Annotated in this window: 21 protein-coding genes; 18 read left to right on the top strand and 3 right to left on the bottom strand. The window is 42.9% G+C overall.

Features of this window, described 5'->3' with window-relative positions; genetic code table 11:
* The first annotated feature begins 203 nt into the window (after positions 1 to 203).
* The 17 genes from ACED29_RS00590 (at position 204) to ACED29_RS00510 (ending at position 20,501) form a co-directional block, all read left to right on the top strand.
* Complete coding sequence (locus ACED29_RS00590) at positions 204 to 938, top strand: histidine phosphatase family protein (RefSeq protein WP_124014820.1); 735 nt, start codon at positions 204 to 206, stop codon at positions 936 to 938.
* 190 nt (positions 939 to 1,128) lie between these two features.
* A complete protein-coding gene (locus ACED29_RS00585; RefSeq protein WP_124014821.1) occupies positions 1,129 to 1,899 on the top strand; it encodes an SDR family oxidoreductase in 771 nt (256 codons plus the stop codon).
* 100 nt (positions 1,900 to 1,999) lie between these two features.
* Positions 2,000 to 3,124 carry an NADH:flavin oxidoreductase gene (locus tag ACED29_RS00580; RefSeq protein WP_182741912.1) on the top strand — a complete coding sequence of 375 codons (1,125 nt, stop codon included), beginning with the start codon at positions 2,000 to 2,002 and terminating at the stop codon, positions 3,122 to 3,124.
* Positions 3,125 to 3,198: 74 nt separating this feature from the next.
* Positions 3,199 to 4,410, top strand: coding sequence for an acyl-CoA dehydrogenase family protein (locus tag ACED29_RS00575; RefSeq protein WP_124014823.1), 1,212 nt, complete (start codon positions 3,199 to 3,201; stop codon positions 4,408 to 4,410).
* Between the two features lie 96 nt (positions 4,411 to 4,506).
* A complete protein-coding gene (locus ACED29_RS00570) occupies positions 4,507 to 5,547 on the top strand; it encodes a phosphotransferase family protein (protein WP_371696686.1) in 1,041 nt (346 codons plus the stop codon).
* A 62-nt stretch (positions 5,548 to 5,609) separates the two neighbouring features.
* Complete coding sequence (locus ACED29_RS00565) at positions 5,610 to 6,371, top strand: SDR family NAD(P)-dependent oxidoreductase (protein WP_371696684.1); 762 nt, start codon at positions 5,610 to 5,612, stop codon at positions 6,369 to 6,371.
* A 121-nt stretch (positions 6,372 to 6,492) separates the two neighbouring features.
* Positions 6,493 to 8,298: an acyl-CoA dehydrogenase gene (locus ACED29_RS00560; RefSeq protein WP_371696682.1), complete on the top strand. Its 1,806-nt coding sequence runs from the start codon at positions 6,493 to 6,495 to the stop codon at positions 8,296 to 8,298.
* A 299-nt stretch (positions 8,299 to 8,597) separates the two neighbouring features.
* Positions 8,598 to 9,059: a MaoC family dehydratase gene (locus tag ACED29_RS00555; protein ID WP_182722901.1), complete on the top strand. Its 462-nt coding sequence runs from the start codon at positions 8,598 to 8,600 to the stop codon at positions 9,057 to 9,059.
* Between the two features lie 84 nt (positions 9,060 to 9,143).
* Positions 9,144 to 10,067 (top strand): SDR family NAD(P)-dependent oxidoreductase, encoded by a 924-nt coding sequence (locus ACED29_RS00550; RefSeq protein ID WP_371696680.1) that lies wholly within the window; start codon positions 9,144 to 9,146, stop codon positions 10,065 to 10,067.
* 40 nt (positions 10,068 to 10,107) lie between these two features.
* The gene (locus ACED29_RS00545) at positions 10,108 to 11,289 is read left to right on the top strand and encodes an acetyl-CoA C-acyltransferase (RefSeq protein WP_371696678.1); all 1,182 of its coding nucleotides are present in this window, start codon (positions 10,108 to 10,110) and stop codon (positions 11,287 to 11,289) included.
* A gap of 216 nt (positions 11,290 to 11,505) precedes the next feature.
* Positions 11,506 to 13,170, top strand: a complete 1,665-nt coding sequence (locus ACED29_RS00540) for an AMP-binding protein (protein ID WP_371696676.1) — start codon at positions 11,506 to 11,508, stop codon at positions 13,168 to 13,170.
* Positions 13,171 to 13,348: 178 nt separating this feature from the next.
* Complete coding sequence (locus tag ACED29_RS00535; protein ID WP_371696674.1) at positions 13,349 to 14,413, top strand: patatin-like phospholipase family protein; 1,065 nt, start codon at positions 13,349 to 13,351, stop codon at positions 14,411 to 14,413.
* Positions 14,414 to 14,489: 76 nt separating this feature from the next.
* Entirely contained in the window at positions 14,490 to 15,488 is a 999-nt protein-coding gene (locus ACED29_RS00530; RefSeq protein ID WP_371696672.1) for an NADP-dependent oxidoreductase, read from the top strand.
* Positions 15,489 to 15,570: 82 nt separating this feature from the next.
* Positions 15,571 to 16,191, top strand: coding sequence for a cytochrome P460 family protein (locus ACED29_RS00525; protein ID WP_371696671.1), 621 nt, complete (start codon positions 15,571 to 15,573; stop codon positions 16,189 to 16,191).
* 45 nt (positions 16,192 to 16,236) lie between these two features.
* Positions 16,237 to 18,366: a molybdopterin-dependent oxidoreductase gene (locus ACED29_RS00520; protein WP_371696669.1), complete on the top strand. Its 2,130-nt coding sequence runs from the start codon at positions 16,237 to 16,239 to the stop codon at positions 18,364 to 18,366.
* Between the two features lie 121 nt (positions 18,367 to 18,487).
* Entirely contained in the window at positions 18,488 to 19,321 is an 834-nt protein-coding gene (locus ACED29_RS00515) for a MoxR family ATPase (RefSeq protein WP_124014835.1), read from the top strand.
* A 7-nt stretch (positions 19,322 to 19,328) separates the two neighbouring features.
* Positions 19,329 to 20,501: a VWA domain-containing protein gene (locus tag ACED29_RS00510; protein WP_182697333.1), complete on the top strand. Its 1,173-nt coding sequence runs from the start codon at positions 19,329 to 19,331 to the stop codon at positions 20,499 to 20,501.
* 104 nt (positions 20,502 to 20,605) lie between these two features.
* On the opposite strand, the gene ACED29_RS00505 is transcribed toward ACED29_RS00510, so the two are convergent.
* Positions 20,606 to 22,225: an NAD(P)/FAD-dependent oxidoreductase gene (locus ACED29_RS00505; RefSeq protein ID WP_371696667.1), complete on the bottom strand. Its 1,620-nt coding sequence runs from the start codon at positions 22,223 to 22,225 to the stop codon at positions 20,606 to 20,608.
* 346 nt (positions 22,226 to 22,571) lie between these two features.
* On the opposite strand from ACED29_RS00505, the gene ACED29_RS00500 reads away from it, so the two are divergent.
* Positions 22,572 to 23,387, top strand: a complete 816-nt coding sequence (locus ACED29_RS00500) for an SGNH/GDSL hydrolase family protein (protein ID WP_371696665.1) — start codon at positions 22,572 to 22,574, stop codon at positions 23,385 to 23,387.
* 267 nt (positions 23,388 to 23,654) lie between these two features.
* On the opposite strand, the gene ACED29_RS00495 is transcribed toward ACED29_RS00500, so the two are convergent.
* Together ACED29_RS00495 and ACED29_RS00490 are read right to left on the bottom strand one after the other, a co-directional pair.
* Positions 23,655 to 24,830 (bottom strand): sorbosone dehydrogenase family protein, encoded by a 1,176-nt coding sequence (locus ACED29_RS00495; protein WP_371696664.1) that lies wholly within the window; start codon positions 24,828 to 24,830, stop codon positions 23,655 to 23,657.
* 197 nt (positions 24,831 to 25,027) lie between these two features.
* On the bottom strand, positions 25,028 to 25,813 hold the full coding sequence (locus tag ACED29_RS00490; RefSeq protein ID WP_371696662.1) for an alpha/beta fold hydrolase: 786 nt from the start codon (positions 25,811 to 25,813) through the stop codon (positions 25,028 to 25,030).
* Positions 25,814 to 25,908: the final 95 nt, after the last annotated feature.

Here is a 25,908-nt window from a genome sequence, read left to right as displayed (position 1 = left end):
TATTCATTTGTTCAATTTAGATGTTGGCATTAGCATAGTCAAGTAGATTCGATATAGCGTAAAACGCATGCAAAATGACCGTTATGACAATCAAATAAACGATGTGATACAGCAGATTAAACGGCTGCAATTACATTTAAGTTAGCAACGATTCATTGTTTACCTATTGAGTCATCATTCTTTTACTCAGTCAGAGACACGACATGGCAGCAATTTATTTGATTCGACACGGGCAAGCCTCATTTGGCAGCACTGATTACGATCAATTATCAAACAAAGGTAGCCAGCAGGCGAGATTGTTGGGCGAGTATTGGCGTTCAAGAGGGGCCCCGAGTCAGTTTTATTGCGGCGACTTGCTGCGTCACGGCCAAACGTTAACTCACTTTGTCAATGGATACCAAGGTGAGACCACGCCTATGGTTATCCACTCGGGTTTTAATGAGTTTGATCATGTCGAGATTTTGCAGCAATACAATCCCCAGTGGAATAACTTTGCCAAAATGAATGACGCGCTAAACCAACTGGATGAGCCCAATAAGGCACTGCAGCAAGAATTTTATCAAGCACTTAAACGCTGGATTTCAGGCGATAACCATCATGAGTATAAAGAGAGTTGGCCGCAGTTTCAGGCGCGCTGTATTCGTGCATTGCAAGATATTATTCAACAGCAATTGAGTCATAAACGCCAGTTACGTGCGGTGAACCATGAACCTAAACCGTCTAAAGACATTTTAGTGTTCACCTCAGGCGGTACCATTTCAGTGATCATCCAGCACATATTAAAATTAAACGATCAACAAACATTAGCCATTAATCAACAAACCAGAAATACCAGCGTGACCAAATTACTGTTTTCGGAAAATATGCTGAGCGTGGATTATTTTAATAACTATAGCCATTTAGAGCAGGCTGGTGATGAGTGGATCACCTATAAGTAAACTTAAGTGCCGTTACACGTTTAAAAATAAGCTTCAAATGGAGTAACGTAAATATTGACTGACGCTATCAACAGCCTCTGTTTACTTGCTGAGTTCAGCGAGCAAAACCAATATAACAATTTAACCCGAGTACAATTCATTCGAAGCTATTAACTCGAAAACGATTAACCCAAAATAATAAGGAAATAACATGAACAAGGGCGATTTATTTGATTTAACAGGGAAAGTTGCTTTAGTCACCGGAGCCAGCCGTGGTATTGGCGAAAGTGTTGCTAAAGTATTAGCCCAGTATGGTGCTCATGTGATTGTATCAAGCCGAAAACTTGAAGCCTGCCAAACCGTGGTAGATGAAATTGTTGCCGCAGGCGGCAGTGCACAAGCCATTGCCTGTCATATTGGCGAGTTAGATCAAATTGACTCAATCTTTGCTGCAATCAAACAGCAACATGGCAAGCTGGATATTTTAGTCAATAATGCTGCCGCAAATCCTTATTTTGGTCACATTATCGATACCGATTTAATTGCCTTTCAAAAGACGGTTGATGTGAATATTCGGGGGTATTTCTTTATGTCGACTAAGGGCGCGCAATTAATGAAAGACAGTGGCGGTGGCGCTATTGTCAATGTCGCGTCAGTTAATGGCGTGATCCCGGGCGATTACCAAGGTATCTACTCTATTACCAAAGCGGCAGTGATTTCAATGACACAAGCTTTTGCTAAAGAGTGCGCCCAATTTAATATTCGCGTAAATGCATTATTACCCGGTGGTACCGACACTAAATTCGCTTCTGCTTTAGTAGATAACCCAGCCATTCTTAAACAAATGATGCATCACGTACCGATGAAGCGCGTGGCACAACCTGATGAAATGGCCGGCACTGTATTATATTTAGTCTCAAATGCATCAAGCTACACCACAGGTACAGCGATTAATGTTGATGGCGGTTATTTGATTGGTTAACGGCTTAACACTCAAGCTGACTCCAATGCCAAACGCTTAAGCCAACTGAACAAGACAAACAACATAAAAATAAAGCATCAATTAACGCTAGGAAGCAAATATGAATAGCGACAAAAACACCAGTGTAAATAGATTATTTGAACCCTTTGTCACAGCATCATTGTCACTCAAAAATAAGACGGTGATGGCGCCAATGACTCGAGCATTTTCGCCTAATTATATCCCTAATGATGAAGTAGCAGCCTATTACCGTAGACGCGCCGAAGGCGATGTAGGCCTGATTATCACTGAAGGGACATTTATCTCCCATGAAGGGGCGAATGGATACGAGAATGTGCCAGCGATTTATGGTGACCAAGCCTTAGCAGGTTGGAAGCATGTTGTTGATGAAGTGCATGCTGTTGGCGGCAAAATTGCGCCTCAACTTTGGCATGTGGGTTCGGTAAGAAAGTCAGGTATAGGTCCACATAAAGAGGCACCAGCCTATAGCCCTTCAGGTTTGTATAAGCCTGGTGCTGCTAACGGCGTTGCCATGACCCAAGACGATATCGACGCCGTGGTTGCATCATTTGCTCAAGCCGCGCTCGATGCTAAAAACATCGGTTTTGATGCCATAGAGGTGCATGGCGCTCATGGGTACTTAGTTGATCAGTTTTTCTGGGAAGGGACCAATCAACGCACCGACAAATATGGTGGTTCATTAGAAAATCGCACCCGTTTTGGTGTTGAAATCGTGAATGCCATCCGCGCTGCTGTGGGTAATGACTTTACCATTATCTTCCGTTTTTCGCAGTGGAAACAACAAGATTACAACGCCAAGTTGTGCCAAACACCTGAAGAACTTGATACATTTTTAGGTTTATTAAGTGATGCTGGCGTTGATATTTTCCATGCCAGTACTCGTCGTTTTTGGGTTGCAGAATTTGCGGGTTCAGATCTTGGGCTTGCTGGTTGGACTAAAAAATTGACTAACAAGCCGGTGATCACTGTGGGTAATGTCGGCCTAGATGCTGATTTTATCGGCGAGGGCAATGCTGATTTGTCGGGTACTTCAAATCCAACCGGTATTGATGAGTTATTAGTGCGCTTAAACAATGATGAATTTGATTTAGTTGCCATTGGGCGGGCGCTATTAGTTGATCCTCAGTGGGTAAAAAAAATCCAGCACAACGCCATTGATGAAATTAAACCGTTTAATAAGAAGTCATTAATGTCGTTGAGTTAATCGCTTAAGTCAGTGGGTCTAGGCTCATTACCACAGCGATTAACGCCGTTATTACCGGGTAAAAGGATACAGTAATGAATTTTGAATACAGCGAAAAAGTTCAAGGATTAATCAAGCGAGTCAACGACTTTATGGATTTACATGTATTTCCTGTCGAAGAAGAAATGCATAAGCAAGTTGAGCTCGAACCATGGTCAACGCCGCCGTTAATGGAACAACTTAAAGCCAAAGCCAAAGCTGAAGGTTTATGGAATTTGTTTCTACCGGTTGCCTACGGTAAATACAGTGCTGGATTAACTAATTTAGAATATGCCCCGTTGGCTGAAATTATGGGCAAGGTTATGTGGGCGCCAGAAGTATTTAACTGCGCGGCACCCGACACCGGCAACATGGAAGTACTGGCCAAATACGGTAATGAAGCACAAAAGAAACAATGGTTAGAGCCTTTACTGGACGGAAAAATACGCTCTGCTTTTGCAATGACAGAACCTGAAGTCGCCTCAAGCGATGCCACTAATATTGAACTGAGCATAGTGCGTGATGGCAATGAATACGTGATTAATGGCCGCAAGTTTTACATTAGCGGCGCATGTCGCAAACAGTGTGAAATCATGATTGTGATGGGTAAAACAGATGCTGAAAATAGCAACCGTTATATTCAGCAATCTCAAGTGCTTGTACCGATGAATACCCCTGGTGTCACCATGGTAAGACCGATGAAAGTGTTCGGCTATGATGATTCACCTGAAGGCCATGCTGAGGTAACGTTTACTAATGTGCGAGTGCCGCTGGATAACATTATTGCTGGCGAAGGCAAAGGTTTTGAAATTGCTCAAGGACGTCTTGGCCCTGGGCGTATTCACCACTGCATGCGTTCAATCGGTATTGCTCAGCGCGCGCTCGATTTAATGTGTAAACGCGTTGGCGAGCGTATTGTATTTGGTCAACCTATGATCAAACAGCAGTCGGTTCGCGAAGATATAGCCAAATCAGCCTGCCAAATTGAACAAGCACGTTTGATGACCTTAAAAGCAGCCCAGAAAATGGACACAGAAGGCAATAAAGCGGCTAAAGAATTGATCGCTATGATTAAAATTGTTGCCCCAAGTATGTCTCTTGATGTGATCGACCGCGCGATTCAATGCCATGGCGCTGTGGGTGTCAGTCAAGATACTTTCTTAGCGCATGCCTGGGCTGGCCAGAGAACATTGCGTTTAGCGGATGGTCCAGATCAAGTGCATATGATGCAGCTGGGGCGTGATTTAGTAAAAAAGATAGTTGGGTAAATAAATGCTTAGGGTGAAACGCAGTAAGCGTTTCACCCCGTAATCGTACTTTTTCTCAGCCAAGCTAAATCCATCAAACAACGAGAGTATTGCTAAATGTCACAAGTATTCCCCATTGATAATGAACAACTTAGCGCTTATTTAGAGCAGCATGTCGCCGACTTTACAGGGCCGATCACCTTAGAAAAATTTTCAGGTGGTCAATCCAATCCCACTTACAAAGTGACCTCGCCAACGGGTGTGTATGTGTTGCGTCGTCAACCGCCGGGTAAATTATTAAAATCAGCACATGCAGTCGATCGTGAATATCGGGTATTAGATGCACTAAAAGACAGTTATGTACCTGTGGCAAAAGTATTTCACCTGTGTGAAGACTGCAGCGTTATTGGTTCAATGTTTTATCTGATGGAGTTTTGCGATGGCACTGTGTATTGGAGTGCATCATTAGCCGAAATAGACAGTAATGATCGACGCTCAGCTATGTATGACGCGATGAATAAAGTCTTGGTCGCGCTGCACAGTGTCGATGTTGATGCCGTCGGTTTAGCTGATTATGGTAAAGCGGGCAATTACTTTGCACGTCAACTCGGTCGCTGGACATCACAATATCGCGCCACAGAATTACACAACATTGCTGCCATGGATGCCTTAATTAACTGGCTTGAAGATAATCTACCCAGTGATGATGGTCGTGTTTGCTTAGTACATGGTGACTTTCGCTTAGACAACATGATGTTTGCCAAAGATTCACCAGAGGTTATTGCTTTACTGGATTGGGAATTATCGACCTTAGGCCATCCCTTTGCTGATTTAGCATACCAATGTATGCAACTGCGGATGCCAGCAGGCATGGGCAGCATTGATGGTTTAAAAGATATCGACCGCGCCAGCTTAGGGATTCCGTCTGAAGAAGAATATGTCGCTCGATATTGCCAACGCATGGGTATTGAGCAGATTGAGCACTGGGGCTTTTATTTGGCATTCAGTTTCTTCCGCTTAGCAGCGATTGCACAAGGTGTAGCCAAACGAGCAACAGAAGGTAATGCCTCCAATGAACACGCTAATAAAGTGGGATCATTTGTTGAGCCTCTGGCCAAAATGGCCTTAGACGTCATTGCTTGCGAAGCTAAAAAATAACATTAGATCAGCCGTATGATAAAACAACATCAAAAAGACCATCAATTACAGGAGTAACTCGCATGGATCCATTATTAGACTTTACCGGTAAGGTTGCTGTTATCACTGGCGCCGCTCAAGGCTTTGGTCAGTTACTGGCACAAGAATTAGCCAAACGCGGTGCTAAGTTAGTGATTAGTGATATTAATGAAGCAGGTGTTCGTAAGGTGGCGGAAGATATTGCCTCTCGCGGCGCTGAGGTTATCGCGATGAAATGTGATGTGTCAAAAGATGCCTCGTGTAAAGCTATGGTTGATACTGCGATTGAGCATTTTGGCCGAGTGGATATTGGGGTAAACAATGCCGGTGTTGCCCATGAATTTATGCCGCTTCATCAAATTGATGAAGCGATTATGGACAGTCAATTTGCGATCAATGTTAAAGGCGTGCAGTTTGGTATGCGTTATCAAATACAGCAAATGCTCAAACAAGGCGAGGGCGCGATCCTCAACGTGAGTTCTATGGCTGGGTTAGTCGGCGCCGCCAGAGGCAGTGCTTATTCTATGGCGAAACATGCGGTAATTGGCTTAACCAAAACCGGCGCGGTTGAGTACGGCCGTAATAATATTCGCATCAATGCGATATGCCCATTTTTTACCCTGACACCTATGGTGACCAATTTTGCTGATGCAGAAAAGCAAAAGAAAATGGCCGTTGGCGCGCCAATGAATCGCTTAGGTGAGCCTAAAGAAATTGTCGCGGTGATGCTGATGATGTTATCTCCTGCCAATACCTATATGACAGGCCAATGTATTGCGGTCGACGGTGGCGTATCAGCCTATTAAGTTGCGCTTTGCAGTCAGTGTTATTGACACGCCAGCTCGTGCCGTTAGCGTAAACACTTGCTGAGTCGTTCGCTACGTCATTTCCACGTTATAGAAGAAAACACAATAAGAAGAGAATATTATGCCTGCGACGTTAATGAATCAACGTGACCTAGAATTTATGCTGTATGAACTGTTTGATAGTGAAGCATTAACCAGCAGAGATCGCTATCAAGATCACGATCGCCAAACGTTTAATGAGGTGGTCAATACTGCCAAAATAATTGCAGAAAAATATTTTCTTCCTATTCGTCAAAAGCTTGATAGCCATCAGCCAACTTTTGACGGCAAAAAAGTACACATTATCCCAGAACTTAAAACCGCTATCGACGCAGTAAACGAGTCGGGCATTGGCGCTGCAACAGCAGATTATGAGTTAGGTGGCATGCAACTGCCGCCAATCATTGCCAGTGCAGCAGGGGCGTATCTCAGTGTTGCCGGTGGTGTTGGCATGGGGTACAACATGTTGACCACGGCAAATGCCAATTTACTGCAAGCCCATGGCAATGCTGAGTTGATTGAAACCTGGGTTAAACCTATGCGTGAAGGGCGATTTATGGGCACCATGGCCATGACAGAGCCCGGTAGCGGATCTGCTTTAGGTGATTTAATTACCAAAGCGGTAAAAGCCGATGATGGTACATATCGGATTACGGGCAATAAAATCTATATTTCCGGTGGCGATCACGATTTAAGCGACAACATCGTTCATTTAGTATTGGCTCGAATTCAAGGTGCACCTAAAGGTGTTAAAGGCATTTCGTTATTTGTGGTACCTAAGTTTTTACTTAATGATGATGGCAGCATTGGCGCAGACAATGACGTCGCTCTGGCTGGTTTGTTTCATAAAATGGGTGGTCGCGCGCAAACGTCAACGGCATTGAGTTTCGGTGAAAAACAGGGCTCCATTGGCTATTTAGTCGGTGAAGAACATTGTGGCTTGAAGTATATGTTTCACATGATGAACGAAGCCCGCATTATGGTCGGCACCAGTGGCGCAGTTTTGGCGGTAGCCGGATATCAATATTCAGTCGATTACGCCAAAAATCGCCCCCAAGGTCGATTACCCTCGTGTAAAGATCCACAATCACCTATGGTGAATATCATTGAGCATGCTGATGTAAAACGCATGCTGTTAGCCCAAAAAGCCTATGCGGAAGGGGCAATGGCGTTAGTGCTATATGGTACTCAATTAAGTGATGATGAACGTACTGCCGTCACAGTCGAGCAACGCCAACATGCCCATATACTGTTGGATTTCTTAACCCCCATTATTAAAACGTGGCCGTCAGAATATGGCCCCAAAGCCAATTCACTGGCGATTCAAGTGATGGGCGGTCACGGTTATATTAACGAGCATCCGGTTGAAATGTTCTATCGTGATAATCGCTTAAACCCGATCCATGAAGGTACTACTGGGATTCAATCATTAGATTTGCTCACCCGCAAAGTACCGATGAATAACTTACAAGGTTATAAAGCGACCTTAGCTGAAATGGTCATCACCATTGATGAGGCAAAACACTATCCCAGTTTACATGAGTTTTCTAGTCAATTAACCCAAGCAGTTGCGACCTTAAGTACCACAACCCAAGCAGTGTTAGCGGCAATGTCGACTAAGAATATTGATCTCGCTTTGGCCAATTCGGTTAAATATTTAGAGTTGTTTGGTCATGTGATTATTGCCTGGTTGTGGCTTAAGCAAAGTATTGTCGCCACTAAAGCGATAGCTGAACAACCGCATCAAGCTGATATGGATTTTTATCAAGGTAAATTGCTTGCGTGTCAGTATTTTTATCGCTTTGAATTACCTGAAATTAACGTCTGGTCAAACCTACTCGTTACCACTGACAGCACCAGCTTTGATATGCAGCCTGATTGGTTCTAATGTGAATTAAACCGACTTAAGGCGCTGTTAGGCTGATTGGTTTACCTAGCTTTAGGCGAGCGTTATAAAACCCAATTTAATGAAAACATTACCGCCCAGTGCAGTAATGTTTTTTGTTGTTAAAGCTCTCAAGATATTTGTTTCTATTAGCTGCCTTCCAAACGCCAAGCTATTCATATTGTGAATAACTTAGTATCAAAACTATTCATTTGTTTAATTTACCTAGCGCAACTAGCATGAGATATCGCTTAAATTTCATTCATGGATAGTACCGCGAAAGTATCAGAGGAAAGGGAATAATGCCGACAAAAATTAATCGCAATGATATTGCTAACTATATTGGCTACCAAGCAGCCGCTACAAACTGGTTCCAAATCACCCAAGATCAAATTAATCAATTTGCCGATTGCACTCTCGACCATCAATTTATTCACGTCGATGAAGAAAAAGCGAAAGCCACTCCTTTTGGTTCCACCATTGCCCACGGTTTTTTATCGTTATCTATGTTGTCTCATTTTGCTGAAGAATTTAGCCTGCTTATTGATGGCTTCTATATGGGGCTCAATGCCGGTTTCGATAAAGTCAGATTTTTGCAACCCGTTAGCGTCAATAGCCGCATTAGGGCACATGCGAAAATCCTTTCTATTGAAGAAAAAAAGCCGGGGCAATTTCGCTTATCGACCGAAGTGACCATTGAGATTGAGGGCGTTGATACACCGGCATTAGTTGCTGAGTGGATATCAGTACAAATGGTTAACTAATATTGGTTAAGTGATGATCGTTAATTCATCATGCTGGTACAGACAAAATAATAACAAATAAAAATAAACAGTTAAGGTAATAACATGACTATCAGTTTTGCAGGAAAAGTGGCTATTGTTACTGGGGCAGGTAACGGATTAGGCCGTTCACACGCGTTGGAATTAGCCAGACGTGGCGCCAAAGTCGTTGTTAATGATTTAGGCGGCGCACGTGATGGCAGCGGTGCATCTTCTGCAGCGTCACAAGAGGTGGTTAAGTTGATTGAAGCAATGGGCGGTGAAGCGATTAGCCATGGCGCTAACGTTGCCCATTTTGATCAAGTACAAGACATGGTGCAACAAACCATGGATAAATGGGGACGTGTCGATATTTTAATCAATAACGCCGGTATTTTACGTGATAAGTCGTTTTCAAAGATGACCTTAGATGACTTTAAACTGGTCATGGACGTGCATGTGATGGGCTCGGTTAACTGCACCAAAGCTGTATGGGACATCATGAAGCAGCAAAATTACGGTCGAATCGTGATGACGACGTCATCGAGTGGTATGTACGGTAACTTTGGTCAAGCCAATTATGGCGCGGCTAAAATGGCGCTGATTGGCCTAATGAATACCTTAGTGCTGGAAGGTGCGAAAAATAATATCCATATTAATGCGCTAGCACCTACGGCTGGCACACGTATGACCGAAGATTTAATGCCTGAAGAAATCGTTAAAGCCTTTGCACCAGAAGCGGTCACCGCAGGCATGCTGACTTTGTGTGACGATGACGCGCCCAATCGATTTATTTTATGTGCTGGCGCAGGCGGTTATTCAAGCGCGAGTATCTTTGAAACCGATGGCTGCTTTATTCCTAGCGCGAAACAAAGCCCAGAAACTGTGCGTGAACATTGGGATCAACTCACCGATCAACACAATCAAAAAGCCTTAGTGTCGGGTTCGCAACAAGGTGAAAAGTTTGTGATGAAAGCCATGGCGTTTATGAAATCTCAGGCTCTAGGGTGAATTGATTAGCAGCACACATCATTAAAAAAAAGGATTTGTCATGAGAGAAGCCGTCATTGTTTCAGCCGCCAGAACACCAATTGGTAAAGCCTATCGCGGCGCCTTTAACGATTTATCAGCCCCCACGTTAGCCGCTATTGCGGTTAATGCCGCGGTAGAAAGAGCCGGAATCGATCCAAATGAAATTGAAGACTGTATTTTTGGCGCCGCCTTAACCCAAGGTAACCAAGGCATGAATTTTGGTCGTCAAGTGGCCATGGCGGCGCAATTACCTGTGTCGGTGCCAGGCATGACGGTTGATCGCCAATGTTCATCAGGACTCATGTCTATTGCTATAGCTGCCAATCATATTGTTTGTGATGGTGCCCAAGTTGTGGTTGCCGGAGGTTGTGACTCTATCAGCTTGGTTCAAAACGATAAGATGAACATGCATCGCGCGGTAGATCCTAGCGTGAAAGCCTATCGACCAGCGATTTATATGCCGATGCTCGATACGGCTGAAGTGGTGGCTAAGCGATATAATATTTCACGCGAGGCACAAGATGCCTATGCATTATCCTCTCAGCAACGCACCGCAATCGCACAGTCACAAGGCCGATTTGATGCTGAAATAGTCCCGGTCAGTTGCACTATGCTGATAATGGATAAAGTTAGCGGCGAAATCAGTAAAGAGCAAGTGACCTTAACTCAAGATGAAGGCAATCGCCCATCGACAAATTTAGAAGGTCTAGCTGGCTTAAAAGCGGTTAAAGAAAATGGATCGATTACCGGTGGCAATGCATCACAACTATCAGACGGTGCAGCAGCGGTTGTGGTAATGGAACGTGAACTCGCCGAGCAACGAGGTTTAACACCATTAGGCGCGTATCGAGGCATGGTGGTGAGCGGATGTGAGCCAGATGAAATGGGCATTGGACCTATCTATGCAATTCCGAAACTGCTTGAGCGAAATGGCCTTAGCATTGACGACATAGGTTTATGGGAAATCAATGAAGCGTTTGCGGTTCAGGTCATTTATTGTGCTGAATATCTCGGCATTCCCGCCGATCGTTTAAATGTCGACGGCGGCGCAATCTCAATCGGTCACCCTTATGGTATGAGCGGCACACGTATGGTGATGCACGCCTTAATTGAAGGTAAACGCCGCGGCATTAAATATGTGGTTGTCAGTATGTGTATTGGCGGTGGTCAAGGCGCGGCTGGATTATTTGAAGTGTTATAAAATGACGCTTAAAAGATCAACAGCCATTGTTAATGGTTCGTTAAGTTTAAATTTAAGATTGGTGTGTAGATTTAAGGTTAGTGCTCAGTTTAATGACGCTAATGACATGATGCAAAATAATAATAAACATAGATAGCGGCTCGTGTATTAGGTTCTGTTGCGTATTTGAGATGGACTTTGCAGCTGCTAATAACATTACATTTTGGGGACAATATTATGGAAAAAATTTGGCTTGAAAAGAGTTATCCGCCCGGGGTTGAGTTTGAAATCGATCCTGATAAATATAATTCTTTGGCAGATTTATTTTTAAAATATACCAAGTTATACGCCGATAATACTGCATTTATTAATATGGATGTCAGTATTACTTATCAGCAACTGGCTCAGCAAGCGACTGATTTTGCTGCCTACTTACAGCAAGATTTGCGGTTAGTCAAAGGCGACAAATTTGCCATCATGATCCCCAATACACTGCAATATCCTATCGCGCTATTTGGTGCGCTGATTGCCGGACTGACAATTGTAAACGTTAATCCATTGTATACCGCCCGCGAATTAGAACATCAATTAAAAGACTCTGGTGCCAAAGGGATCCTTATCCTCGAAAATTTTGCTCATGTATTGCAAGCCGTGATCGATAAAACTGATATTAAGCATGTGATCACCACAGGTGTCGGTGACCGATTAGGGCTTATAAAAGGTGCATTAGTTAACGGCGCCATTAAGCATGTTAAAAAGCTGATCCCTGCGTTTGAGTTGCCCAATGCGGTTAAATTTAATGATGCTATGTCCAAAGGCAGCAAACTGAATTTTGTAGCCGTTCCCGTTGTCGGTTCTGATTTGGCTTTTTTACAATATACAGGTGGTACTACAGGTCCATCAAAAGGGGCAATGCTGACTCATCGCAACATGGTTGCTAATCTTGAACAGTCCAATGCAGTGACTAAAAATATCTTTGAAGTGGGTAAAGAGATCATTGTCACCGCATTACCGCTTTATCATATTTATGCGCTGACCTCTAATTGCTTAGCCTTTTTGCCATTTGGTGGCATCAATCTATTAATTACCAATCCACGTGACATGGCGGGATTTGTAAAAGAGTTGGCTAAATATCGCTTTACCATTATTACTGGCGTCAACACGCTATTTAACGGATTGTTACATACTCCTGGCTTTGACAAGCTTGATTTCAGCGCTTTAAAAATGGGCTTTGGCGGCGGCATGTCAGTGCAACGTCCTGTAGCTGAACATTGGGAAAAAGTCACTAAAAGTCGTCTTTTAGAAGGCTACGGCTTAACTGAATGTGCGCCTTTAGTGACTATGAGCCCTTATAATCAAAAAAGTTACAATGGATCGATTGGTTTGCCTGCTTCATCAACTGATATTCGCCTTGTTGGGGCAGATGGTGAAGAAGTGGCATTAGGTGAGCCAGGGGAAATGTGGGTTAAAGGCCCTCAAGTGATGAAAGGTTACTACAATCGCCAAAAAGCAACGGATGAGGTGCTCATTGATGGCTGGTTAGCCACCGGTGATATTGCCACCATGGATGAAAATGGTTTCTTTAAAATTGTTGATCGTAAAAAAGACATGATCAATGTGTCTGGCTTCAATGTGTTTCCAAATGAGATTGAAGAAGTACTCGTGATGCATGACGGCATACTTGAAGCCGCTGCGGTAGGGACCTCATGTGATATTACCGGCGAGCGAGTTAAAGTGTACATAGTGCGTAAAGATCCTAACCTTACCGAGCAAGATGTGTTTGATCATTGTAATAAAATGCTGACCAACTATAAGCGCCCTAAGGTGATTGAATTTATGAATGAATTACCGAAAAGTAACGTCGGTAAAGTGTTACGTAAAGACCTTCGTAATATGGCATAAGCTTGGTCGAAACGGATCACTCGTGGCTATAGCGTTAAGCTTATAGCCTTCATAAAGCGCTAAGTCTTTTTAATCCAGCATTAGTGCGAAGTTATATGCATCAATAATTGGTCACTGTGTATTAGTCACTAAAATCACTGTCGGCATTGATTGCCGACAGGTTAACCATAAGAATGTTATGTTAGAAATTTATGCCGGTGAAACGGCCTTAACAACAATCCATCAAGATGGATTTTCTCCAGCGTTATTTAGCTCTTTTCTTGGTGCAAGTGGTGGGCCGAAATGGTTTACTTTACTGGGATTAGACAAGTATATCTTTGGTGAATTTTTTAATGGCAGACAACAGCCGTTAAATGTCATTGGCTCAAGTGCAGGAGCATTTCGCGCCGCATGTTTTGCGCAAAAAGATCCCGTTGCAGCAATAGAGCGATTAGCTAAACATTACAGTGAAACCGTGTATTCAAATGACACTAAGCCACAAGCTGACGAAATAACTGCTAAAGCGATAACGTTACTTGATGAGTTATTTGGCGATACGGGCGCAAGTGAGATCATTAATAATAGTGTTTTTAAAGCCCATTTTATTGTGGCTAAATGTCATGGATTGGTGGCATCTGAAAACAAACTAAAACAAGGTGCCGGGTTACTCAATAGCTTTCTGAGAAACGCGTTAAGTCGGCCATTACTCAAAAGCCAGTATGAGCGGTACATTTTTCAGCATCATCAAAGTGATTTAACCATTTTTGATCCTGACCATATCCCCACCACGTCAGTGCCATTAAGCCTACACAATATCAAAACGGCATTGTTGGCATCTGGCTCAATTCCGCTGGTGATGCAAGGGATAAACAACATTGCAGATTGTTCTCCTGGCATGTATCGTGATGGCGGTATCATTGATTATCATTTTGATTTTAAAATTAAAAATGAGGGGCTAACTCTTTATCCTCATTTCAGTTCCACCTTAAAAGCGGGCTGGTTTGACAAAAACTTATCTCGAAAAGTCAGGCTAGAACATTACGACAACACAGTATTATTGTGTCCATCAGCAGAATTTATTGATTCGTTGCCTTATCATAAAATCCCTGATCGCAAAGATTTTGTTGAAATGAAACCTGCTCAACGGATCCAATACTGGCGACAGGTTTTTGTTGAAAGTGAAAAACTTGCCCAGCACTTTAAACACTTTTATCAAACGCAAAATATCAACAGTATAAAAAGCATCAAGCAACTCATCAGGTGACAAGGTTAAACCATCATTTGCCATCATTTTTAGAGATCGATTATTGATATTCACTCACATATAAAGGGAATCAAATATGAGTACCTATACCGCCATTAACTTAGTCGCCCGTCCTCAAGGTGGCCCAATTGGCCCAGAATTATTTGAAATTGTCGAAAAGCCAATGCCGGCAGTGGCACAAGGGCAGTTTTTAGTTAAGCAACATCATATGTCACTTGATCCGGCCATGTTTGGCTGGATGAGCCCAGATACCGAAAGTTATATTCCTCCTGTCACCTTGGGCGAGGTTATGCGCAGCTCTGGCATAGGTGAAGTTGTCGAAAGTCACCACCCTGACTTTACTGTTGGCGACCGAGTGATGGGGATGATGGGTTGGCAAGAATATTTTCTAAGTAATGGTGCCGGTTTGCATAAAGTGACGGCGCCATTACCCGATGAAGCTATTTTATCGGTATTTGCTTTGCCTGGGTTAACGGCGACACAAGGACTGTTCAACGTAGGAAAGCCACAAAAAGGCGAAACCATTGTAGTCTCTGGTGCCGCGGGTTCTGTAGGATCGATTGTGGGTCAACTGGCTAAAGCTGATGGCTTAAGAGTCATTGGCGTAGTCGGCAGTGATGAAAAAGCGGATTGGATAATTAACGAGCTAGGTTTCGATGGTGCGATTAATTACAAGACCGATGATTTAGCAGCCAAACTGGCTGAATTAACCCCTGATGGTGTTGATATGTATTTTGAAAACACTGGTGGTCCTATCCAGCATCATGTGTTTGCCAAAATGAATCCCCATGGGCGTATTGTGGTGTGTGGCATGATTGCTGATTATCCCAAAGCGGTACCGGATTTAGGCCCAAGCTGGGTGCAGGTAATTAAAAAAAGGCTAATTATCCAAGGCTTTACAATGCCAGATCATTTTGGTGATGTACCTGCATTACTCGAAAAATTAACCCCTTATGTCATGAAAGGACAGATTAAACATCGCGCCCATGTATTAATTGGACTTGAGTCGGCCATCACTGGCTTAAACTTGTTTTTCACTGGTCAAAACAAAGGCAAGCTCATCGTTAAATTATAAAATCATCCTTCAATTAATTCACCTTCACTCAACATGCATGGTGGCGGAAGCCATTACCACCATGCCGTCAAAGGGATTGACTATGAACAAGCGTAATAAACGTATTGTTATTAGCATTAGTTCGGTGCTGTTAACGGCTGCAGCGTTTTCGATTAACGCGGCAAACCAAGTCAGCAATATTGATGATAATAGCTTTAATTGCATCAGAGATATGACACCTGTTCGCCATTTTTATGTCGATAACCTGCTTGGTAATACTCAAGGCACTTTAGCTGTTGCTAATAATCCTGAAGGTGCCGTTTATCCTGAAGGATCTGTGGTGCAGTTAGTGCCCACTGAAGTGATGGTTAAACGCGAAGCGGGCACTTTTCCTGCCACCGGTGACTGGGAGTTTTTTGAATTAGAAGTCGATGAACAAGGCTCAACTATCACTAAACGTGGATTCACGGATGTGAATAACCGTTTTGGCGGTAACTGTTTTACTTGCCATTTACCTGCAGCTGAAAAGTGGGATTTTGTTTGTGAATCAGGTCATGGTTGCGAGCCTATCCCGATAGATCACAGTATGACAGGTGCATTGCAGCGTTCGGACCCGCGTTGCGGTGAACCAGAACTGCAAGATGGCGATACATTTGCCTTGTTTAAACTTAACGCTATGGTTGTGCTTGGCAGTGCCAAGAAATGGCTTGAAGATTTATTTTAATCTTTAAATAACCTGGTGTTCACCCATCCAAGTCAGGCGATATATATGAGCGAAATGAATACCCATTATAGAAATTGCAATATTTGTGAAGCCATGTGTGGCTTGGAAATTGTCTATCAAGATAAACAAATCATCTCGATTAAAGGTGACCAACTTGATCCCTTTAGCCAAGGTTATAATTGCCCTAAAGCACTTGCTTTAGAAGATTTCTATACTGATAAAGATCGCTTAAAAACGCCGATAAAACGAACCGCTTCTGGTTGGCAAGCTATTAGTTGGGATGACGCTTTTAGCGAGATAGTCGCTAAGTTTAAAAGCATTCAACAGCAACACGGGAAAAATTCGTTAGCCGTTTATCTCGGCAATCCCAATGCTCATAGTCTGGGGAATGCGCTATTCCTCAAGCCTTTTTTGAAGTCACTTGGCACAATAAATCGTTTTAGTTCAGCCTCTGCTGACCAATTGCCGCATCATGTCGCGGCTAACTTTATGTTTGGCGCTGGTATGTTAATCCCGGTCCCCGACATTGATAGAACTGACTTTATGTTGATCATAGGGGCTAATCCTGTGGTGTCCAATGGCAGTATGATGACTGCGCCCAATGTTATAGGCCGTATGAAGGCTATTCAACAGCGTGGCGGAAAAATTGTCGTGGTTGACCCTCGTAGAACCCGTACCGCTAAAATTGCCGACCAACATTTGTTTATTCGCCCAGAGAAAGATGCCTTTTTACTGCTCGCCTTGATCCATTGTGTGTTTGAGCGTAACAAGGTTAATTTAGGTCATTTAGAACACTTAGTAGAGGGGCTTGATGATGTTGCTAAACTTGCCAAAACCTATTCACCCGATGTGGTTGCAAGCATAGTCGGCATTGAAGCGAGTACTATTTACACCTTGGCCGATGATATGTTGTTGGCAGATTCCGCTGTGTGTTACAGCCGCATGGGAGCATCTACGCAAACATTTGGTGGCTTATGTTTATGGCTTACCAATGTACTCAATATAATCACAGGCAATTTTGATCGCGCCGGTGGTGCCATGTTTCCGCAACCGGCCTTTGATTTACTGCGTAACCATAAAGTCGGCCATCAAAGTTCGTTTGGTCAGCATCAAACCCGAGTGCGTAAGTTACCATTTTTTAATGGTGAGTTTCCGGTTGCTTCTTTGGCTGAAGAAATACAAACACCGGGAGAAGGGCAGATTAAAAGCTTGATAACCGTTGCTGGAAATCCGGTATTGTCGGCCCCCAGTGGTCATCAATTAGCCCAAGCCTTCGCAGGTTTAGATTATATGGTTTCGGTCGATATTTACCTCAATGAAACCACTAAATATGCCGACATTATTCTGCCGGGCACCACGGGCGTTGAGAATTCGCACTTTGATATTTTCTTTAACTCATTCTCGGTTAGAAACACAGTTAAATACTCAGCGCCATTGTTTGAAAAACAAGTCGATCAACGTAGCGACTGGCAAATACTCAAAGAAATTTCTGCGCGAATGCTTAATATTGCAGCAGATGATCCAATGCAAAAAATCACTCCCGAAATCATTTTGGATATGGAACTCAAACAAGGCCCCTATGGCGAGCAAGGCATGAGTTTACAAAGGTTAATCGATAACCCTCACGGTATCGATATCGGCCCATTAATGCCGTGTTTAGCAGAACGAATTAAAACCGCTAACGGCAAAATCGATCTGTTTCCGCAAGTATTTAGTGATGATTTGCCCCGATTGCAAGCTGTGCTGACACCAGTTTCGCGCGATCTGGCTTATCCATTTGAATTAATTGGGCGTCGACTGGTTAAAAGCCATAACACCTGGACCCAAAATTCAGCACGGCTCATTAAAGGTAAAAATCCTTGTACTTTAGAAATGAATTCACAAGATGCGCACCAGATGGGTATTGAACAAGGCCAGCTAGTGACGGTCAGTTCTGCAGTGGGCCAAATTGATATTGAAGTGGTCCTCACCGATGATATTCAAGCGGGTGTGGTGACCATACCCCAAGGTTGGGGCCATAATCAGCAGGGCACAAACATGTCGGTTGCCGCCACTCAGCCAGGCGTGAGCATTAATGATTTAACAGATGCCAGTCGAGTTGATATGCTCACGGGGAATGCAGCATTTAATGGTACGCCAGTTGCTATCACTTTAGTGTTAAAAGAAGGGCGCTAAGTACAAAGTGTCCTAACTAAGCCAGCGGGCTTTTGTTACAATCGATAAAACTGATATCAATTAATATTTTGCTGCTGGTAAATGCTATTAGCGCCAAACGAAATCAATGAAAAGGTAGAGCATGTTTAAAAGTACACAGAATTATATTGCATCCAGCGACCTCACCATGGCGGTAAATGCGGCCATTTCATTAGAGAAACCATTATTAATCAAAGGCGAGCCTGGAACCGGTAAAACCCAGTTAGCCGAAGAGTTAGCTAAATCACTCAATTGCAAACTGTACCAATGGCACATTAAATCGACCACTAAAGCGCAACAAGGGCTTTACGAATACGATGCTGTATCGCGCTTGCGCGACAGTCAGTTAGGTGATGTTCGCGTGCATGATATTGGCAACTATATCGTAAAAGGTAAGTTGTGGCAGGCGTTTGAGGAAGAGCAAAGACCGATATTGTTGATTGATGAAATCGATAAAGCCGATATTGAGTTTCCAAATGATTTACTACAAGAACTCGATAAAATGGAGTTCTATGTCTACGAAACTCAACAAGTGATTAAGGCCAAACAAAGGCCCATCATTATCATCACCTCAAATAACGAAAAAGAGTTACCTGATGCTTTTTTAAGGCGCTGTTTTTTCCATTACATTAAGTTTCCTACTAAAGCTGAAATGGAAAAAATTATCGATGTGCATCATCCTGATGTTAAACAAGCTTTATTAACACAAGCACTAGAGGTGTTTTTTGATTTACGTGAGGTCAATGGCATTAAGAAAAAACCCTCAACATCAGAATTAATTGATTGGCTTAAGCTACTGATTTCCGACGACATCTCACAAGACATCTTACTGGATAATAAATCAGATATTATTCCCTTGTTTGGCGCGCTGTTAAAAAATGAGCAAGACGTTTCACTGATTGAAAAATTGGCCTTTATGAGTCGTAGAAACAGGTGATTTAACAGTGTTTATTGATTTTTTTCTTACCCTAAAAAAACACAAGGTGCCTTGTAGCTTACGCGAGCTATTAGATCTTATAGCCTTGCTCAAAAAAGGGCTGATTTTTGCCAACGTAGACGATTTTTATAACCTTGCCAAAATCGTCATGGTTAAAGATGAAATACACTACGACAGATATGACAAGGCTTTTGCTGAGTACTTTAACGGCATAGAGAGTATTGATATTTTCGATAAGATCTTGCCGGAAGACTGGCTCAGAAAAGAATTCGAAAAACACCTTAGCCAAGAAGAAAAGGATCAACTCAAATCACTTGGTGGCCTTGAAGCGTTAATGAAGGCGTTAAAAGAGCGTTTGGAAGAACAAAAAAAGCGTCATGCTGGCGGTAATAAATGGGTCGGAACAGGTGGTACATCACCCTTTGGGGCTTATGGTTATCATCCCGAAGGGATCAGAGTCGGCCAAGATAAAAATCGTAATAACAGTGCCGTGAAAGTATGGGATAAGCGCGAGTTTAAAAATTTCGACCAAGATCGCGAATTAGGCACCCGTAATATCAAGTTGGCCCTTAAAAAGCTAAGAAAGTTTGCTCGTACCGGCGCCAGTGAAAAGCTCGACATCAATACTACGATTAGCTCAACCGCTAAAAATGGTGGCATGTTAGATGTGCATATGGAGCCAGAACGCCATAATGCCGTTAAAGTGCTGATGTTTTTCGATATTGGCGGCTCGATGGATGATTATATCCATACTTGCGAAGAGCTGTTCTCCGCGGCCCACAGCGAATTTAAACATTTAAAGTTTTTCTATTTTCATAACTGTGTTTACGATCAACTGTGGCAAGACAACAACCGCCGCTTTGATAAAACCATCGATCTTGAAGAAATTATCAGAACATTTTCATCTGACTATAAAGTGATTTTCGTCGGCGATGCCACCATGGGACCTTATGAGATTATTGCTAAAGGTGGCAGTGTTGAACACTGGAATGAAAAACCAGGTATTGAATACATGAATCGATTGCTAGGCCATTTCAATAAGGTCGCATGGTTAAACCCGCAACCTGAAAATCACTGGCAGATCCATCATTCTATTGCCATTATCCAGCAGCTTGTTGGCAATAAAATGTACCCACTCACTGTGGATGGTATTGGGCGGGCAATTAAAGACATTAGCTAACAATAAAAACAGCAGCCAATTAGGCTGCTGTTTTTATTAACGGATATGAATCACATGATGCTATGAGTCGATAGGCTCGATATACAGTTAAAGCACAGACTCGCTTAACTGTTCTTCATTGCTTTTATCATGTCTAAAGCAACGGCTTCGGCAATACTAATGCCATCGATACCCGCCGATAAAATCCCACCAGCGTAACCCGCACCTTCACCCGCTGGGTATAAGCCTTTGGTATTGATACTTTGGAAATCTGCGCCGCGTTTAATTTGCACTGGTGAAGAGGTGCGAGTTTCAACGCCCGTTAACATGGCATCTTTACTGTCAAAACCACGGATCTTTTTACCAAAGGCAGGAATGGCTTCACGGATGGCATCGATTGCAAATTGCGGTAATGCATCACTTAAATCAGTCATTTTGACATTAGGTTTGTAAGACGGCTCGACATTTTCGAACGGTAATCCTGATCCTGCTGCCAAAAAGTCGCCAACCATTTGTGCCGGAGCATCATAATTACTGCCGCCCATAACATATGCATGACGCTCTAGTTTACGTTGTAGTGCAATACCTTGTAGTGGATCGTTATCAAAATCACTAGGATCTATGCCCACTACAATGGCACTGTTGGCATTACGCTCACTGCGCGAGTATTGACTCATACCGTTGGTTACCACTGCGTGTTCTTCAGACGTTGCCGCCACAACAACACCACCTGGACACATACAGAAACTGTAAACACTGCGGCCGCTTTTACAATGATGGACTAATTTATAATCAGCCGCGCCCAAAATAGGGTTGCCGGCATTGATGCCAAAGCGATCTTTATCGATCATCTCTTGCTTGTGTTCAATACGAAACCCAATTGAAAATGACTGCGCCTGCATAAACACGCCTTGGTCATGTAACATTTGGAAGGTATCACGGGCGCTGTGGCCTACTGCCGCAATCACATGCTTAGAATGCAGTACTTCGCCATTATTAAGGCTGACACCAGTAACTTGGCGATCGCTAATATTGATTTTATCGACGCGGGTTTCAAAGCGAATTTCACCGCCTAAGCGAATGATCTCACGGCGCATTTTTTCTACCATGGTGACCAATTTAAAGGTACCAATGTGGGGTTTACTCACATAAATGATTTCAGCAGGTGCACCGGCGGCAACAAATTCTTGTTTTACTTTTAAGCCTTTAAAACCTGGGTCTTTCACTTGGCTGTACAACTTACCATCCGAAAACGTGCCAGCACCACCTTCACCAAATTGCACATTTGATTCGGTATTGAGCTCGCTGGTACGCCAAAAGCGGAAGGTATCTTTAGCGCGTTCATGCACTGATTTACCGCGTTCTACAATAATAGGATTAAAGCCCATTTGCGCTAACATCAGTCCAACAAATAAACCACAAGGCCCCATGCCAATCACGATTGGACGTTCGGTTAACCCTTCAGGTGCGTAAGCGACATATTTGTAATCGGTATCAGGCGATACGCGAATGTTATGGTCATCAGCAACTGATGCTAATAATTGTGCTTCGTCTACATTGGTTAAGGTCACATCCAAGGTATAAATTAAGAAAATTAAGTTCTTTTTGCGTGCATCGTAGCCACGCTTAAATATATGGATGTCAACCAGCTGATCCGCTGAAATAGAGAGCCTTTGCAACACCACTTCTTGGAGTGCATCTTCATTATGGTCGAGAGGCAATTTTACTTGGTTTAAACGGATCATGATTTACCTAAAAAAGAGACTTAAAAAACAGCGCGTAGTTTACGTGATCTAACCTTAAAATGAAATTATCTATTGATGTCATATGCCATACAGGCAGGTTCTATTAATGATATAGAGTAAATCATGGCCTTAGCTGAGTTTGTTTGCCTTTGTAATGTTCCGTCTAGACCCTTTATTTAGTGTTAATCTATAAACCATTTGATGATTTTTACCATTTTGTCATTAAATCTTTAGGTGTTGGTCAGCTATCGAAAATTTAATCAAACTAGTTACGGTATTCCATTAGCAAAATGAATGGTTTAGTTTACTGCGGTATCTGTCGTTGGTTGAGTAAAAGGGAGACGTAATGTTACATCAAGGAATTTCTATCATGCTGGCCCCAGTATTAGTGTTTCAGGGACTTAAGGTTCGCCGTACTACGCCAAGGTTGCCTGAACCCGAGGGTGAACGAGTTGGGCAAACTGGATCGAATCCTGCGTTAAGCTTGCTTATTTTAGGTGACTCAGCTGCTGCAGGCGTTGGAGTGACTAATCAACAACACGCTTTATTGGGACAGATTATTGAGCAATTAAGCCCTCAACTCGAATTTAGTTATGCATTGTTTGCTAAGACAGGGTCGACGACAGCCACCACGTTACAAGACTTACATGAACGCATTGATACCGCCCATCCAATCCTCGGCCAAAAGCACTATGATGTTATTGTTACATCACTGGGTGTCAATGACATTACTTCATCAATCAGTTGCGATAAGTGGCTGCAGCAACAAAAACAGTTGTTAGAGCTCATTACTCAGCGGTACAAACCCAAATTGATACTAGTGACGGCGTTACCGCCACTGGGGTTATTTCCTGTTTTGCCTAATCCACTTCGGTGGAGCTTAGGCCAGCGCGCCAATCAATTTAATCGTAAATTACAGCAATTATTAATTAAACTTGATCAGCAAGGCGCTCTGCCTATAAATCAACATATCGATCCCACTACAGCCTTTAGATTAATTAAACTGCCGTTAGACAACCCACAACCCGATATCACCATGCTTGAATTTATGCGCCAAGTCATGGCCACAGATGGGTTTCACCCAGGAGCACCGATTTATAATGCATGGGCAAATTTAGTGGTGGAGCAGATAGTTGGTGGCATTAAATCTGCTGCTATTTAATGAAATAGATGTATGACATGCGTTTCTGCCTACTATGAGTCGGATATATGGCCGTAGGCCATAAGTATAAAATACAAAATATAAGACAAACACCTGGATCCCGGCTAAAAAACATTACCGGGACGACGTGAGAGTTGGGACGATGAGAAGGCTGTTAGCAATCATCTGTCCATAAATGAGTAGATGCCTTCGCTTATAAATATCCAAGTTTGATAGTGATCAAACTGTATTCCAGTAGTACAGCTACAGCATAACGCATAGCTTTTACTACTCGGTATAACTAATTCGATACACGGCATTGGCAAAGTCATCTGATACCAAGATCGAGCCATCTGCCAGAGTCATCACATCTACTGGGCGTCCCCAGCTTTGTTCACCATTGAGCCAGCCTGTAGCAAAAGGCGAATAGTCGCTCACCGTATTACCATTTAGCACCACTTTCATGATGCGATAGCCGACTTTATTGCTGCGATTCCACGACCCGTGCTGCGCAATTAAGATGGTATTTTTATATTCAGCAGGAAATTGCTGGCCCTGATAAAACTCCATTCCTAAGGCTGCGACATGAGCGCCAAGAGTTAATGCTGGCGGTGTATTCAGTTTGGCAATCTCTGGATTGGTAAATTCGGGATCCGCGATATTGTTATTGTGAACATAAGGAAAACCAAAGTGTTGGCCGGTTTGGCTGACGCGGTTTAGCTCATCATCGGGTAGGTCATCGCCCATCATGTCACGGCCATTATCGGTAAACCATAATTCACCAGTGACAGGGTGGAAATCAAAGCCAACACTGTTACGTACGCCTTGAGCGACTATGGTGGTCTGCACAGAGTCTTGTTGTGTAGAGCCTGCTTTCTGGGTCTGTGTTTGTTGACTACCTGTTAGTTGGTTATCTGCAAGTTGAGAGTCTGGGTCCAATTTTAGAATACTGGCAAAGGGCAATTCACTTTCGCACACATTACATGGCGCACCTACAGGAACGTACAATTTACCGTCTGGGCCAAAGGCGATAAATTTCCAACCATGGTGTGATTTATTCGGCAGTTTATCAAACACTAATTCTGCTTTAGGGATGGTGGGTAATGACTTTTCAATATCAGGGTAACGCCAGATTTTATCTACTTCTGCGACATATAAACTGCCTTGATGAAACGCTATCCCTGAGGGCATAAATAAATCGGTCGCAACTATGATTTTTTTGTCCGCTTTAAAATCATGATTAGTGTCAATAAGTGCGTAGACATTACCCGCTTTACGGCTGCCAACAAATACAGTGCCGTTATCGCCTAGTGCCATTTGACGAGCATTTTCAATATTTTCAGCGTAGATATCGATGCTAAAGCCTTGGGGTAATTGAATTCTATCTAAAGGTAATGCTATTGATGGGCAAGAGATACTCAACCCCAACGTGAAAGCAGTTAACAAGGTAATTGGCTTAGTCATATTGAGGGTCCCTTTATGCAATAGCATTGTTAATCAACAAGGTAATCTTAGTACTTTTATCAATGTTTTTACGACAATCACCATGAGGTTCAATCACAAGATTATCGACATTGATTTTTATCAACCATGTTATCAATAATCGACTGTTATCAATACTCTATAATTATCAGTAGACTAACATTATCAATAGCCTACGCTTACCAATCTTTAATAATATTTTTGATCATCGCTGCGGTATTTTCTGGCTGCTCTAGCGGGAACATGTGGCCGCCGTTAGGTAGAGTCATTAATTCGATGTCGTTAAGTTTGGCAAACCGAACAAAATGTTTAATCGGGAAGATGGTCGTCTTTTCACCATAAATCAGTTTTGCGGGCACCTTTAGTTTGTTTTTATATGTCACTAAGTTAGTCGGTAAGTGCCTAAAGATATCCGCTTCGACAGCCGGTGAGAAGGTTAATTCTAAACGCTTGTTACGTGAAACTGCGCCAGAATGCACATAGTCTTGCAAGCAACGAGAGTCGAAGTTTTTGAATAATGACTTATGTGAAAAATAATCAACCAAGTTTGTTTTTTCTGGCCAGTGATTTTGGCGATTTTTGGCTTTACCAGCAGGAGATAGCCTATCAATATACGGTGTACGTTTGATAAAACTCAGTAAATGTGACAATGCGCCAGTCACCACCGGTGGATCTAACATCACTAAACCGCGAAACAATTCCGGATGCTGGCAAGCTGCGATAAAAGAAATGACTCCGCCAAAAGAATGGCCGACACAAATGACTTTTTCATCCTGCTTTCTAATAAATTCAACTAGTTCTGTAACTAGATGTTGCCAGTTGCTGTGTATCGGATAGAGGATGTTATGCCCAAACTGATCTTGGGCTACGGTGCGATAATCGCGAGTAAATTCTGCTAATAATGTTTTATAGCTTCCCGCTGGAAAGCCATTAGCATGAACTAGGTTTATCAGTGGTTTTGTCATAATGTCTCTGATGGATGTTTGGGCTATTTGCGGTGTAATTTGATTCAAATAAATTCACTCTACATTTTATTTAAGCGCAAATAGCACAGTATTCC

The sequence above is a fragment of the Shewanella sp. 5S214 genome, from assembly GCF_041439795.1.
Classification (GTDB): Bacteria; Pseudomonadota; Gammaproteobacteria; order Enterobacterales; family Shewanellaceae; genus Shewanella; species Shewanella vesiculosa.
The sequence above is the reverse complement of the archived record's forward strand: the minus strand, read 5'-3'. Positions and strand labels throughout refer to the sequence as shown.

What these genes read in the sequence shown, in the direction of transcription:
- ACED29_RS00590 (WP_124014820.1), top strand. Translation starts at nt 204, where the DNA reads ATGGCAGCAATTTATTTGATTCGACACGGGCAAGCCTCATTTGGCAGC.
- ACED29_RS00585 (WP_124014821.1), top strand. Translation starts at nt 1,129, where the DNA reads ATGAACAAGGGCGATTTATTTGATTTAACAGGGAAAGTTGCTTTAGTC.
- ACED29_RS00580 (WP_182741912.1), top strand. Translation starts at nt 2,000, where the DNA reads ATGAATAGCGACAAAAACACCAGTGTAAATAGATTATTTGAACCCTTT.
- ACED29_RS00575 (WP_124014823.1), top strand. Translation starts at nt 3,199, where the DNA reads ATGAATTTTGAATACAGCGAAAAAGTTCAAGGATTAATCAAGCGAGTC.
- ACED29_RS00570 (WP_371696686.1), top strand. Translation starts at nt 4,507, where the DNA reads ATGTCACAAGTATTCCCCATTGATAATGAACAACTTAGCGCTTATTTA.
- ACED29_RS00565 (WP_371696684.1), top strand. Translation starts at nt 5,610, where the DNA reads ATGGATCCATTATTAGACTTTACCGGTAAGGTTGCTGTTATCACTGGC.
- ACED29_RS00560 (WP_371696682.1), top strand. Translation starts at nt 6,493, where the DNA reads ATGCCTGCGACGTTAATGAATCAACGTGACCTAGAATTTATGCTGTAT.
- ACED29_RS00555 (WP_182722901.1), top strand. Translation starts at nt 8,598, where the DNA reads ATGCCGACAAAAATTAATCGCAATGATATTGCTAACTATATTGGCTAC.
- ACED29_RS00550 (WP_371696680.1), top strand. Translation starts at nt 9,144, where the DNA reads ATGACTATCAGTTTTGCAGGAAAAGTGGCTATTGTTACTGGGGCAGGT.
- ACED29_RS00545 (WP_371696678.1), top strand. Translation starts at nt 10,108, where the DNA reads ATGAGAGAAGCCGTCATTGTTTCAGCCGCCAGAACACCAATTGGTAAA.
- ACED29_RS00540 (WP_371696676.1), top strand. Translation starts at nt 11,506, where the DNA reads ATGGAAAAAATTTGGCTTGAAAAGAGTTATCCGCCCGGGGTTGAGTTT.
- ACED29_RS00535 (WP_371696674.1), top strand. Translation starts at nt 13,349, where the DNA reads ATGTTAGAAATTTATGCCGGTGAAACGGCCTTAACAACAATCCATCAA.
- ACED29_RS00530 (WP_371696672.1), top strand. Translation starts at nt 14,490, where the DNA reads ATGAGTACCTATACCGCCATTAACTTAGTCGCCCGTCCTCAAGGTGGC.
- ACED29_RS00525 (WP_371696671.1), top strand. Translation starts at nt 15,571, where the DNA reads ATGAACAAGCGTAATAAACGTATTGTTATTAGCATTAGTTCGGTGCTG.
- ACED29_RS00520 (WP_371696669.1), top strand. Translation starts at nt 16,237, where the DNA reads ATGAGCGAAATGAATACCCATTATAGAAATTGCAATATTTGTGAAGCC.
- ACED29_RS00515 (WP_124014835.1), top strand. Translation starts at nt 18,488, where the DNA reads ATGTTTAAAAGTACACAGAATTATATTGCATCCAGCGACCTCACCATG.
- ACED29_RS00505 (WP_371696667.1), bottom strand. Translation starts at nt 22,225, where the DNA reads ATGATCCGTTTAAACCAAGTAAAATTGCCTCTCGACCATAATGAAGAT.
- ACED29_RS00500 (WP_371696665.1), top strand. Translation starts at nt 22,572, where the DNA reads ATGTTACATCAAGGAATTTCTATCATGCTGGCCCCAGTATTAGTGTTT.
- ACED29_RS00495 (WP_371696664.1), bottom strand. Translation starts at nt 24,830, where the DNA reads ATGACTAAGCCAATTACCTTGTTAACTGCTTTCACGTTGGGGTTGAGT.
- ACED29_RS00490 (WP_371696662.1), bottom strand. Translation starts at nt 25,813, where the DNA reads ATGACAAAACCACTGATAAACCTAGTTCATGCTAATGGCTTTCCAGCG.